Origin of the sequence: Photobacterium obscurum (assembly GCF_026191635.1) — a bacterium.
GTDB classification, from domain to species: Bacteria; Pseudomonadota; Gammaproteobacteria; order Enterobacterales; family Vibrionaceae; genus Photobacterium; species Photobacterium obscurum.
Genome location: NZ_JAKRRW010000018.1, coordinates 88652 through 101884 on the forward strand (window position 1 = coordinate 88652; position 13233 = coordinate 101884).

Annotated in this window: 10 protein-coding genes; 3 read left to right on the forward strand and 7 right to left on the reverse strand. The window is 43.2% G+C overall.

Annotated features, from left to right (window positions below; genetic code table 11):
• Positions 1–32 precede the first annotated feature (32 nt).
• Complete coding sequence (gene cspE / locus MD588_RS19285) at positions 33–242, forward strand: transcription antiterminator/RNA stability regulator CspE (RefSeq protein WP_036830632.1); 210 nt, start codon at positions 33–35, stop codon at positions 240–242.
• Positions 243–410: 168 nt separating this feature from the next.
• Here the strand turns inward: cspE and MD588_RS19290 are convergent, their stop codons facing one another.
• From MD588_RS19290 to MD588_RS19305, 4 genes are all read right to left on the reverse strand, one after another.
• On the reverse strand, positions 411–920 hold the full coding sequence (locus MD588_RS19290; protein WP_265699279.1) for a CPBP family intramembrane glutamic endopeptidase: 510 nt from the start codon (positions 918–920) through the stop codon (positions 411–413).
• Positions 921–1238: 318 nt separating this feature from the next.
• Positions 1239–3152 (reverse strand): methyl-accepting chemotaxis protein, encoded by a 1914-nt coding sequence (locus tag MD588_RS19295; protein ID WP_265699280.1) that lies wholly within the window; start codon positions 3150–3152, stop codon positions 1239–1241.
• Between the two features lie 396 nt (positions 3153–3548).
• Positions 3549–4565, reverse strand: a complete 1017-nt coding sequence (gene astA / locus MD588_RS19300; RefSeq protein ID WP_265699281.1) for an arginine N-succinyltransferase — start codon at positions 4563–4565, stop codon at positions 3549–3551.
• Between the two features lie 191 nt (positions 4566–4756).
• Positions 4757–5944 carry an alkaline phosphatase gene (locus MD588_RS19305; protein ID WP_265699282.1) on the reverse strand — a complete coding sequence of 396 codons (1188 nt, stop codon included), beginning with the start codon at positions 5942–5944 and terminating at the stop codon, positions 4757–4759.
• Positions 5945–6082: 138 nt separating this feature from the next.
• On the opposite strand from MD588_RS19305, the gene MD588_RS19310 reads away from it, so the two are divergent.
• Positions 6083–6817 carry a CheR family methyltransferase gene (locus MD588_RS19310; RefSeq protein WP_265699283.1) on the forward strand — a complete coding sequence of 245 codons (735 nt, stop codon included), beginning with the start codon at positions 6083–6085 and terminating at the stop codon, positions 6815–6817.
• 63 nt (positions 6818–6880) lie between these two features.
• On the forward strand, positions 6881–7384 hold the full coding sequence (locus MD588_RS19315; protein ID WP_265699284.1) for an asparaginase domain-containing protein: 504 nt from the start codon (positions 6881–6883) through the stop codon (positions 7382–7384).
• 103 nt (positions 7385–7487) lie between these two features.
• Here MD588_RS19315 and MD588_RS19320 read toward each other — a convergent pair whose 3' ends face one another.
• From MD588_RS19320 to MD588_RS19330, 3 genes are all read right to left on the reverse strand, one after another.
• On the reverse strand, positions 7488–8243 hold the full coding sequence (locus MD588_RS19320) for a TIGR02117 family protein (RefSeq protein ID WP_265699285.1): 756 nt from the start codon (positions 8241–8243) through the stop codon (positions 7488–7490).
• An 86-nt stretch (positions 8244–8329) separates the two neighbouring features.
• Complete coding sequence (locus MD588_RS19325; RefSeq protein ID WP_265699286.1) at positions 8330–11230, reverse strand: ligand-binding sensor domain-containing diguanylate cyclase; 2901 nt, start codon at positions 11228–11230, stop codon at positions 8330–8332.
• 349 nt (positions 11231–11579) lie between these two features.
• Positions 11580–13148: a pyridoxal-dependent decarboxylase gene (locus MD588_RS19330; RefSeq protein WP_265699287.1), complete on the reverse strand. Its 1569-nt coding sequence runs from the start codon at positions 13146–13148 to the stop codon at positions 11580–11582.
• Positions 13149–13233 lie beyond the last annotated feature (85 nt).

The window sequence follows — 13233 nt, forward strand, 5'->3', positions numbered from 1 at the left end:
CGTGAATTTAATTTTTTTTCAGGAGACATCACATGTCTAAAGCAACTGGTATTGTTAAGTGGTTTAACGACGAGAAAGGTTTCGGTTTCATCACTCAAGACAACGGCGGTGCAGACGTATTCGTTCACTTCCGTGCTATCGCTGGTGAAGGTTTCAAATCTCTAGCTGAAGGCCAGAAAGTATCTTTCGACATCGAACAAGGTCAGAAAGGTCCTCAAGCTGCTAACGTTGAGCGTATCTAATTTGATACCAAGCGTTTAAGCTTTGAAGAAGGGGCGTCCTCAGGATGCCCTTTTTTGTGCCTGCCGTTTAGTTCAAGCGCATCCCCTATTCGACTTTGCACTCCCCTTAGCTTACTTTTGCCGTATATAACGCTTCACCTGATAATTACGATTTGGCTCGCTGCCAGATCACTCCAAACCAAAAGCCAGGAACAGAGCCGGGATACCCAAGATGGCAAACACATTCCATATACTATGAGCAATCCAAACCGTAATAAAAGCATATATATTGCCAACCCTCATCCTCACATACTCATAAGTCAGAGCCAGCGCAAAGCCAAGTGCTACAATCACCATTGCATTTAAAATCGAATTCACCAAGTGAACCAAGGCAAAAATGATTGCCGACCCAACGATTGAAAAAGCTGGGCTTCCTTTCGCATGTCGAAGCATACTTTGAATAAAACATTGAAAAATAAGTGTTTCCATTAACGGCGTCGTAATTAAAAGAGACACCAACGCAGATGCTAATTCACTTTCATTGAGAGCTTGCACAACTTCGGCCTGATAAAAAATGAAATAATTTATCAATATCAAAGCCATCGCCCATACAATGGCCAAGCCGTAGACACGAACTACAAACCCTGTCTTATTTAAGCCTAATGTACTGTACATAAGAGCATTTAGCCTTTCCCCCATCCTGTGACTCCATCCTTGATTAAAATTGATTACTGAGACAGCCATTAAATTTGTTAGACTGAATTTATACTCCTCTGCGTAATATTAAACTTGATCAATAACAACAAGAGAAGAATTTGCCAGGTGAATGTTAGGATTGAGTTATATAGAGATATGAAGATTTCAGAGGCTCAATACTGTTTAGTCATCCAGATGCGCCAACAGCATTCGAGGGGGGGATTGGTGTCAATTAGTAAGGTAGGCTACTAGTTTGGATAGTGCGAATAGTGAGCCTCCGGCACTTCCGGAGGCTTTTTACCAATAGTTATACTTTAGGCATTATTGGAGTTTAAATTGCTTAACGATAGCCACAAGCTGTTCATTACAGCTAGCTAAGTTGTGGGTACTGTCCATCGTTTTTGAGCCGTTATCCGTAAGCTGACCCACCATATTCTGGATCGCCATCATATTACGGTTAATTTCTTCAGTTACCGTGCTCTGCTCTTCTGCCGCAGTCGCGATCTGAAGCCCAAGATCATTGATCTTCACCACTGAGTTGGCCATTGAATCGAGACTCTCGTTAACATTGGCTGTTGTGTCAGCAGTTTGCTGGCAACGGCGCTTAGTATCATCCATCGCCGTCACTACCGATTGTGAGCCGCTACGAAGTTTATTCAGCATTTCATTAATCTCAGAAGTACTCTGTTGCGTTCTTGCTGCTAAAGCGCGCACCTCGTCAGCAACTACCGCAAAGCCACGCCCTTGCTCACCTGCACGAGCCGCTTCAATTGCCGCGTTCAAAGCAAGCAAGTTAGTTTGCTCGGCAATGGCGCCAATCACTTCTAAAACAGAGCCAATTTGCTTGGTATCTTCGTCCATAGTTTGAATACTGAGTGCCATTGCATCAACTTCATCAACCAACGCTGCGACACTTTGTTCAGCCTCACTCACTACACGTTTAGAGCGCTCGGCTTCTTCACTGGTATTCTGGGTAAACGAAGCAGACTGTGACGCACTATCTGCGACACTCTCAGCCGTCGAACTCATTTCATTAACCGCAGTAACAACCTGGTCGGTTTCTGCCGCATGAGACGTTAGAACCGTATTGTTCAGCTCAGTTTGGTTTTTAAGTTGTTTAATACCCGTAGAGATATGACCTGTAGCTTGTGATACTTCAAGCATCATACCTTGCAGGTTGCCGATAAAGGTATTTACGGCCTCAGCAATTTGACCCAAATCATCCTTGGTATTGACCTCAAGGCGACGAGTAAGATCACCATTTCCCTGCGATAATTCGACTATCGTGGTCTTTAAAGACAGAATTGGACGATACAGGCGATTAAGAAGCAAAAGAATAATTACCGCAGAAAGAAAGATCAGGATACCGGCTGTAATTAAAGAATCCGTTAACGTCTCATCCAACTCGGCGTAGGCCACAGACTTATCGATCCCCACCAGCAGATGCCAGCGCGTATTATTATCAAGCTCAATGGAGCGAAAATAGGCAATCTTATCCACGCCACTTAAGTTGTAATTGAAAATACCGCTATCAGAGGAAAGTACCTCACGCTCAAGAGCAACGAGGTCGGAAGAATCAGAAAGCTTACTTTTACCTGGAACATCAATATCACCAGTAGAAGCAATCGTTATACCTTGATTGTCATATAACCCAGTCATTGCTCCGGCAAAAGGAGACTCGTTAACGACTTCGGCCAAAAGATCTAAATTTAGATCGGCAAGCAAAACACCTTGGAACTGACCATCAGAATAGAAAGGTTCAGCAATACTGACCATCAACTTTCCAGACGATGCCCCTTTATAGATACCCGTAATATAAGTACCGCGGTTTTGTTTGGCATTCTTATACCAACCTCGAACCCGTGGATCATACTTTGCTAAATCACGCTTACCGCTTTTCGCACCATAAGAGCGACCATCCTCAAAGCCAACCACAATATCCGAAGCTTTCGTCGCGTTCTCAATTTGGCTGACCATCAATGAGAGCTGGGAATCATTATGCTCTTTCGCAAAACTTGGTGCCGTTTTGACAATACCAACTCGAATAGTATGAAACCATTCAGAGATCTTGTTAGATGAACTATCGATCTTTAGCTGCGAATATTTGTCAATATTATTCAGAATTGAAGTTGAATGTTGACGGTATGAAAGAAAGGTTGAAACGGCCAGGGAAACCGTTAATAACAAGATAGCGACCGTAATAATACGGCCCTTAAAGCTAGTTAATATATTCACGTTTATCCGTTACTCTTCTATATGATTTATTTATGCAATGGCAAATACAGGCTTGGCTTCTTGTTTATTTGTTGTATTTTTATGCGATCATTGCACAGTGACATATTTCATAATGTGATATATGTCGCATATTTTCTGAGATGAATGGGCAATGCATAATTAGCATGAAGATGAAGTGAAAACCGGCACTTAGTGCCGGTAAGTAGTTAATTAATAAGACTTAAAATTAAAGATATTAAGATGATTGGTTACTCAGCGGTTAAACTGTGCTCATCTAATCTTTACCCATCTGTGGCTAAATTTGACATATCCACTCAAACAAATGATATCGCTCATGCTTACAGTGGCTTAAATATTCAAAATTTAAACATCTAGAATCATTCACAGTATTACTAATTAGGGTGTGACCAGCCGGATCTTATCACCGTCTGAAACCTGAAGTGCATCTGCCATTTCAGAGGAAATACGAGCGCATTTACGATCAGCATCCACAGCGACCTTACCCGCGACAGCCCTGAAGTTACGAAACTCGGTATTACAGATCAAATATTCATCCTGGCAGGCATGTTCACCCACCTCAACCGAGCAATGGAACGCGTTGTAGACTGATTTAATATTTACCAAGTCGCATTCTATGGTCGGACCGGCATCGAAAATCGCGACATAGCCGCGATTGCTAAAACCTTCCTTCTCCAGCAGGCGTAATGCGGGCCGAGTTTTCTCATGTACCTGGCCAACCACCTCCTGCGCTTCTTTACTCAGCAAATTGACATAAATCGGAAGCTTTGGCATGAGATCGGCGATAAAACCTTTCTGACCAACACCAACAAGATAATCAGCATGAGTAAATTCAATCGAAAAGAAATGCTCTCTCAGCCACTCCCAGAATGGGGAGTGACCTTCTTCATCAGAAACACCCCGCATTTCAGCAAACACGGTTTTGGAGAAACGCTGTGGGTGCTCCCCCATCATTAAAAAACGACACTTAGATAATAAGCGGCCATTGGCGCCCTTTCGCCACTCCGGACGTAGAAACAAAGTGCACACTTCACTACAACCTGTGTAGTTATTTCCAAAGGTTAACAATTCAACCACATTGTGTACCCCCAACTTACGCGAGGCATGTACAACTTTACTGATATGATAGCTATAAAATGGTGCATCTAGCCCTATCGCGGCTTCAATACCAGTGGTACCGACCACTTCGCCGGTTTCTAGATCTTCAGCAACCATCAAATACCCTTCTGTATTAGGTATAGTCACCGCTTTGCTAAAACTTTCCACCGAGTGCTGAATTTTTTTTCTTAACAGTTCTTCGTTAACTGGAAGTGAAGTAAAACCATGGCCGGACTCTTCTGCGCAACGCATAAGTGCCGGAAAATCATTCTCGTTGATCGGACGAATTACTAGCATCGAACATCCCTCCTGATGCAGTTAGTAGCCTCCTGGCCGCTAGATCTTGGTGATATGACCAATTACATTAACAAATTATGCACTTACGTTCTGGTACATCGCTGACACATTTACCAAATGTAATCACAAAATAGATAGAGGGAAATCACCAAACAAACTGTAATTCTTCAACTCCATAATAATTTATGGAATTACTCGCCACTAAGCGCATTCTTCATAACACTATGAACAAACGTATTATCATGAACACCAGATAGATTTTCAGATCTTGGGCCTTGCGATGTTATTGGAACATTTACTGCGGTATGGCCTGTTGTTAACCAATTTACATAAAACAAACCACCACCCGCTGAACTAAACGGCCCATCTTCACTATCCAAACCACTCGATGACGATGAGACTGACATACCTCCTGTTTCGTGATCTGCCGTTACAATGATTAACGTATTACTATCAGTAAGCGCAAATTGCTTCACTACCTCAACAGCTTCATCAAAGTCTACGGTGTCAGTAATAGCATTAGCCGCATCATTATCATGACTCGCCCAATCAATTTGACCGCCTTCGACCATTAAAAAGAAACCATTGGGATCTTTCGAAAGGATATCTATCGCACTTTGTGTCATTTCAGCTAATGAAGGAGAAAAAGGACGAACCATACCTTCATCACCAAAAAGCCCAAGTAACTTTAGCGAAGACGACGTATCAATCGCTCTAAATGAAGATAAATCACATACATAAGTGTATCCGATTGAAATGGCTTGCTGAATAAGGTTTCTGCCATCAGTTCTTTTCCCTGCTTCCGGATAGCAACCATTTTCTGATGTTGTCAAAAACTCATTCTCTCCACCACCAAGTAATACATCAATATCTGAATCCACAATCTGCAGGGCAATGTTGGTCATCAAATTTCTATTTTCAACATGAGCGACAAATCCGGCAGGTGTTGCATGCGTAACATGTGTTGTAGTGACTAGACCAACAAGCTTATTTTGTTTCTTTGCATCTTCTAATATTGTCGGTACAAAACCCAAATTAGCATCTAGCCCTATGACACCATTATTTGTTTTCACTCCTGTTGCCAATGCAGTTGCTGCAGCCGCTGAATCTGTAACAAAGTTGTCCGCAGAATGGGTCTGTATAAAACCACTTGATGGCATATCATCCATTGATAGCTTGCCAGCTTCCCCAACCTTGACCAAACGCGCTGCTTTCCGGTGTTCCTCCCCCATGCCAGCCCCAATTAATATAATAATATTTTTTGCATATGGCATTGCCGGAGGCGGGATAACATCAGAATCTATCTGGCTGTCACCACATTTAAAGATAAAAGTCGTTACAGAAATAATCAGAAACATTCTCAATAGCGTTATTTCCATTTTCAACCTCGACTCTAATTTTTATTGGAAACGCGCGAACCTAGATGAAGTGGACAAGTATAATTATAGAGCTCGGTCTCCAGAAAAATCATTTTCCCTGCTGGCTGTTAGAATTAACACCGTATCGCAGGAGGCTCGATGAAGGATTACGATTGCGTACAGTTTCTACAGTGGGCGCTCGAAGAGTTGGCCGACTACCGCACCTATCTGGAGGCATCCCCTGGAGAGTGGCGCATGCTAGATACCTTGTGCCCGGTAACCATCTCACGCTTTTACCGGGACAAAGCTGTATTTACCGCTCTTGAGCAACAGTTACTACCGAGCCTGATCCGCAAGGCAATCGATCACGGGCAAAATAAATTGAAGGTCTGGAGTGCCGGTTGCGCCAGCGGTGAAGAAGCCTACACAATTGCATTGATCTGGAAATTGCAATTGCAGCAATACTTTCCAGGTTTTCAACTCGAAATCCTTGCTACAGATCTGGATCCAGCAATGGGCAAGCGGATCAGCGAAGCCTGCTACCCTTACAGTAGTATTCGATACCTTCCCGAGCGTTGGCTGCATCAGGCATTTCTAAGGCAACACAATATCTATTGCCTGAAACCAGAATATAAACACCCAATAATGTTCCATACGCAGGACATACGCTACAACCAACCTGTCGATCTATTCGATTTGGTGCTATGCCGGAATCTGGTATTCACTTATTTTAGTACTAAGCTACAGCACAGCGTGACTGAACAGATAAATAAAGTCATGCACCCTGGTGGCGCTTTGGTGATCGGTTGCCACGAGACTTTACCGGAAAATGTCAGAGGGTTCGACGTATGGTATGGGCCTCACCGGATCTACCGCAAGGCCGCGTACTGGTGAATGCAAACGCACCAATGAGCTGTGGCTAACTATGCCTGTTCTTGATGCCTTTGGGAGAGCAATATGAGCAGTAACGACAATGAACACAAAATTCAAATTATCATTACCGGCGGCACTATCGATTCCTACTATGATATCGATGCCTGTACAGCGTTATGCCATCAACATACCGTCATTCCCGAATTCATTACCAAATTCGGCCAAGTTCCACCAAACGAGTTCGAGCTGTGCGAGCTATGTATGAAAGATAGCCGAGATATCACTCTTCAGGATATCAATGAAATGAGTGCAGCAATTAACCTCAGTAACTGTAACCGCCACATTATCACTCATGGCACCTTCACCCTATTCGACAGCGCCCGTCGGCTACAAACACTTCTACCAAAGGAACATGGCCAATCAATTGTATTTACTGGCGCAATGTGGCCGTTGGTAGGCTTTTCGCCCAATGATGCTGGCTTTAACTTAGGCTCCGCTTTGATGGCCGCACGGCTCGCAGCCCCCGGCATCTATATCGCTTTTAACGGCAAACTGTACCAACCCGATGACCTTGAAGGCTTACACTAAGCGGCACTAACACAACGAAAAAAGGCTCACAGCATTGTGGGCCTTTAGCATACTAGAGTGAATAAGGTTGGAATCTGTTCATCGCACTTTTTCGTAGCCTTTCCTAGTAATTTTCTTGCTGTGGACACTCCATGGCCTTATTGGTGTTTTCATCCGAATCAAGAAACTCAATGATATCTGAAGCTGTTAGATTGAAAGATGCATCAATATCGAAACCTGCACTTTCTAATCCTATTGCTGTCCACTTATTGCAGGTATTAAACACATTAAAACTTCCCACTCCTGAGTAAAACTGACTGTCTCCATATAAGCCTTTTTGGGTGGCCACGGCTCTTCCGCTGGGATCTCTTTCAAAACTATTAGATATGAATCTTCCTAACGATTTTATTTGAGCTTGTCCTAGGCACATTTTTCTAATTTTGCTGTTTGGGAAAGATTCATAGGGTGAACTAGGAACAGAGGCGACATGAAGTACTGAATCGGTCGGCAAAAATATCGCTCTTAAAGTAATACCAACCGTGACTTCACGAGACTGATAGAATTCCATATCGCCCCAACCGATTTCGAGATATTGCCCGTCACCAAAACGCTCAGCCAGCTCAGGCAGAAAATGAAGTAGTTCTTCTCTTGGATAGACAATACCTGTATGCCAACCATGGTTGACGATATAGGCAACCTGGTATGAGGTTGACGGCACTTGTTCTGAGGGAAGAGTGGCCTTGGGCAAGCTGGAACATCCCGAAGTAAGAACCAACGAAATGAATAAACCAATAAGTCTTTTCAAGGCTCCTCCTGCTTTCCAAGCAAATTCTAATGCTAGGTACAGGCCCTCTAACGGCTCAGGAATAAAACTAAACACCTTTGATACTATAGCAAAGTCAAACGGGTCTCCGACCAGAAAACCCTCACAACTGCAACAACCCAACCGATCATTTCCTTAACAAACTACTCGTTAGGTGAATAGACAAAAAGCCCATCTCGCCCTGATTTTTTAACCTTAAACAATGCCTTATCAGCACAACGAAGAAGGTGCGCAAAATCATATGAAGTATCGGCATTGACGATCCCGATACTTATACTGACCGATAAATCTTCAGCAATTCGGCTGTAGTCTTGCTCTTTAACCAATAAATTAATTGTTTCACACAAGGAGTACACGTCATGTGGCTGCCAGCCGACAATGCCCATCACGAATTCTTCCCCTCCCCAACGTGCGATAAAACAATCATCGTCATTATACTGCTTAAGGCTATGAGCAACGGTTCGTAAAACTTGGTCGCCAGCCAGATGGGTGTAGGTATCATTGATTCGCTTAAAGTGATCGATATCTAGCATCACGATCGATAACGCCTTATTTGGCCGAGATGTTGAAATAACCTGATCAATCCATTCATCAAATGCGCGACGATTATTCAAACAGGTTAATTGATCCTCCCTTGCTTGTTTCTCAAAAGCAGATGCTTGAACCTGAAGTGCTTGCGTTTTTTGTTCAACCTCATGTTTTAGTTTTAATTCAGACTGCCTTAGTCGGCGTAGCCTCCACCTGAACGACAGAACAAAAGAAAGGAAGATCAATACAAAAAAACCAAACTGGATAACCTGCCTTTGCCACCAGTGGGGAAGAATTCGAAAAGAAAAGCTGGCTTGGTTTATTTCATTCGCGTGATAAGGGTAATAAGCGTTAACAACAAAGCGATAAGTCCCTGGTGCAAGGTTTGTATATTCAGCAAATCCTTGCGACCCCCTTTCTATCCATTCTGATTCGAGTCCTTCAAGCTTGGTGCGGTAGCGTATGTGCTGAGAAGAAATAAAACCAAGCCCCACGAAATCAAATGTTACGCGCTGGCTTCCTGCCGGTAACACTGAAAGTTGCTCATCCGCTAAATTCAGCCATGTTTGAGCACCTCGAACTCTTTCTATGATGGTCGGGAATTTGGGCGATACCAGTTGTTTGAAACGCTGAGGTTGAGTGGATGCAACACCTTTGGCTGTCGCAAACCATAACTGGCCAGTTGAATCGATGGTAGCAGCCGGATTCGAACCACCATTAAGTTGGGCCGTTGCCATCCCATCTAGCTCATTATAATGATCGAAATTAATTTGAGATATCGTTCCATCGGCGACGGCGTTGGCATCATCTAGCAAAATCCGCCAGATCCCACGATTTGAGGTAAGCCATAAATATCCATTCCGGTCTGGGATAACTTGAAATAATTTATCAATTGGAAGACCATTTTTTTGCCCAATAATACTTAGTTTTTGGTCCGAAAAGCGATAACGGATAAGCCCCCGATCAGTGGTCATCCACATGTACTCTTTTTGGGCATAAAATCCAAACACATATTCAGCTTTCTCAAGTGGCAGCAGATCTAATCTTCGAACCTGGTCTTGATTTATTATTCCGACACCGGCTCCTGTTCCAACCCAGAGCTGCTCCTGCTCATCCAATGCTAGTGCCATAATGAAATTACCAGGGAGACCATCTTTTGTCGTAAACAGCTGCGGTGTTCCATCGCGAGAATATTTGACCAGCCCGGCGGTTGTACCAACCCACAAATGTCCCTGTCTATCTTCTAGAATGGTTCGAATGGCATTGGTCGGTAAACCTTGTAGAGCAACATGCTTTAGTGTTTGGTTGTCGAAGCTAAACAGGCCATGATTATACGAACCCACCCATACTCCCCCTTTATGCCGGGGAGCTAAGCTCATAACCGATAGCATTTCAGATGCCAAAGGATCTGAAGTTGAAGGGGAATAATTACGTGTTTGGCCGTCTTGAATGACACTCAATCCACGGCTGCTTCCCACCATTATTTCACCGGAATCCAAGGCGAGGACAGTTCGAATATAATCACCTGCCAATCCTCTTGTTTTATCCCACGTAGTAAAAGGGGTCTGACGCAGGCGAATAAGCCCGGTGTGTGTACCGATCCAAATCGAACTTTCACGATCCTGATAGATAGATAGGATCTGGTTATGGGGTACCCCATTAAGTTCAGTGAATGAAGAGACTTTGTTAGCGGAATAACGATACATGCCCTGGTTAAACGTACCAAACCAGTAACTGCCCTGATCATCAATTAGGATATTGGAAACGAAAATGCTATTTAATTTGTCATGAATGCGAGAAAGTCGACCATCTTGGTAGCGCCAAGCACCGTTTTCTCCACCAAAGATAATCCGTCCTTGCGCATCTTCCATGGCTGAATAAACAGGCGTGTTCTTTTGCCCAGCCGCCTGACTAATATTTTCAATCTTATTGGATGAAATAAGGTACAACCCATGGCTCGTTGAAGCGAGTAAATCACCATTTAGACGTAATGAAAGGTTGTATACGCTTACTGCTGGTAAAATCACCTGATTTTCAGCTCGGTCGTGAGCCCGAAAAATAAGGCCTTCCCCTCGCAAGCCAACCCAAATACCGCCGTCAGGCTTGCGCAAAACAGCATTAACAAGATTTTTGAGCGGCGGGAGAGCTTGCCAGCTGTACGGTTTTCTGTAAGTAAGGCCACCTCTGGCATCACCTGCGAGTAAGCCGCCATCAGGATCTGCGTAAAGCGTTTGAACACCAGAATCACTCAGTGCGCTTTCAGGTCCTCTGGTAAATAGCTTGAATTCCCGGCCATTGAAGCGGGCAATCCCTTCCCAGGAGGCAAACCACAGATAACCATCCTGTGTTTGACTTATTGCATTAATGCTGTTGTGTGGCAGGCCGTCTCGGCTGGTCCACGTTTCGAAAAGGTATTCATCCAGCAAAGAGGCTTGCGAAGGAAGTATCCCCCCCAAACAAAGTCCGATCACTAGAAAAGGCTTGATGAACCTGGTTAACGAAGATGTTAGCAGCATACCTATTTTCCAACGCAATATATTATATTGATAATTGAGTAAACAGGCGATATTAGCATAATCAATCAATTAAGCGTATTTGCGTTATTCTTTTTTGACCTAAACTCTAGCATTAATGGGAGCATAGTCATGAAGCGTAACGGGTAAAACTCCACCTGTCCCTGTTGAATAAAACAATAGACGACACGAAAAGAAGTAATGACTTTTCTATCGGAACGTTTCTGTACCGCTAATTATATTGTGGGAAACTAACTTCTACGAAAATGGCAAACAGCCAACCGCTATAAATAGATTGGCTGTAAAACTCTCCCAAGGTCCACTTCACGCAACGCCGTCAGGGTATTTACTATTAAATATCATCCCCTTTGAATGCCCCCTTCTCTTTAAGCTCCTCAACCAATTGATCGATAGTCTCTTTTTGGGTCGATGGCATTATATAAATATGTGCATAATGGCGTACCTGACCGTTAACCTTAAGTGATTCACATGAAAGCGAATATTTCTCAACAATTGGTTTAATCGGCATTCGAAACCGGACCGTGAGCGCCAATGGTGTCCGCTCTACGAATAATTGAGTTTCAGGATGACAATATTGCAAAGTGTTAAGTTGGTCTTCGGCATACCTTGAAACGTCTTCACAATACAAAACTCTCTGAACCTGTAATTCATAGCAATGCTTTGCCAGATAGCTCCACATAATAATAGGAGTAAAACCATTACGGGAGCCGGCAAAAGTCGAATCCGGCGAAGCCGTATACTCAGGATCAGCCGGAGGGAATAATTGATACTTAACTTTTGTCATGAACACCCCGCATGGACAGGGTGAGCCGGGCCATTTATGCCCACTCATAACTATCGAGTTTACAATAGGGAGCCTGAAGTCGAAATTTGGCCCCTTTTGAGCTATTAATTTCTGCTTGTAAGCCATTTCAACAAACGGCATGTAAGAAGCCCCAAGTGCACCATCTACATGTATCCAGTAGCCGTTACGGGTATCGACTTTAGCTATTTCGTTGCCATCTTCATCAACATCATTGTAGTGAACATCCCTATTGACCAGTCCATACCGTTCAAATATTGGCATTAATTTATTTTGAATGCCTTCAACATCATCATATGCCCCTTTGAAAGTAGAGCCATAGTTACAACAAATGATAATTGGATAATTTTTTTCAGCGAAAAATTCAACCAGGGTTGCCAACTTGTCTACATCAATAGAACCGGGACCTGCATTTCCTTCAACAGAAGGTACCTCTTTATTTTTTAACCAATTACCATCAGGATCCAATGGGTTCTGGCCCGGGTAGACTGCCTGACCGATTTCACTAAATGTCGATATACTCAATACACGCATCGCTTTAATAATTGAGTAGTGTGTATCTTGCGAAAAAAAAGCAACCGGTGTGTATGCATGTGGCTTATCTTCAATGTGTTTCGGGTGAAGATAGTTTGTTAACCGTAGCTTTTTCTGCAGCTCGTCAGCAACCAACTTCCTTCCTGCAAGGTAGTCTCTTGCATTCCATAAACCGTAAAAATTGCCTTCCGTACTCCCCATAGATAAAACATATCCCCAAAAACTTTCCATATCTTGGGGATCGTGGGGAACTTTCGCACTCCACAGCTTGGCATAATAATTTAGAACCGCTTTTTCCATTCGTTTACTGCTAAGGGTATAGTTACCATTAACAAATGGATCACCTACATTATTCAGGTGACAATCAAGAAAGTGCTCTATATCTCCCTTATAATCCATTTTTTGATTAACTTGATAACCAAGGCAATTATCTTTCTGAACATTTATGTAATTTTTAAAAACTTCCAGACAACTTTTCCTCTGTTCCTCCGTCAATCCTTCTGGGGGCAATTCGAAGCAGGTCTCGTCATATTTTGATTGGTGTTTTGTTAACTCTTTCGTCATATGAATACTCCCTTTCAATCGCTCACACCCTAAAAAAATAGTGCCTGACTCAACACTGGTAGTTCATATATCTCACTCATGTCGC

Bases quoted from the DNA above. Each gene is read 5' to 3' on its own strand.
- cspE (WP_036830632.1), top strand. From the start codon at position 33: ATGTCTAAAGCAACTGGTATTGTTAAGTGGTTTAACGACGAGAAAGGT.
- MD588_RS19290 (WP_265699279.1), bottom strand. From the start codon at position 920: ATGGGGGAAAGGCTAAATGCTCTTATGTACAGTACATTAGGCTTAAAT.
- astA (WP_265699281.1), bottom strand. From the start codon at position 4,565: ATGCTAGTAATTCGTCCGATCAACGAGAATGATTTTCCGGCACTTATG.
- MD588_RS19305 (WP_265699282.1), bottom strand. From the start codon at position 5,944: ATGGAAATAACGCTATTGAGAATGTTTCTGATTATTTCTGTAACGACT.
- MD588_RS19310 (WP_265699283.1), top strand. From the start codon at position 6,083: ATGAAGGATTACGATTGCGTACAGTTTCTACAGTGGGCGCTCGAAGAG.
- MD588_RS19315 (WP_265699284.1), top strand. From the start codon at position 6,881: ATGAGCAGTAACGACAATGAACACAAAATTCAAATTATCATTACCGGC.
- MD588_RS19325 (WP_265699286.1), bottom strand. From the start codon at position 11,230: ATGCTGCTAACATCTTCGTTAACCAGGTTCATCAAGCCTTTTCTAGTG.
- MD588_RS19330 (WP_265699287.1), bottom strand. From the start codon at position 13,148: ATGACGAAAGAGTTAACAAAACACCAATCAAAATATGACGAGACCTGC.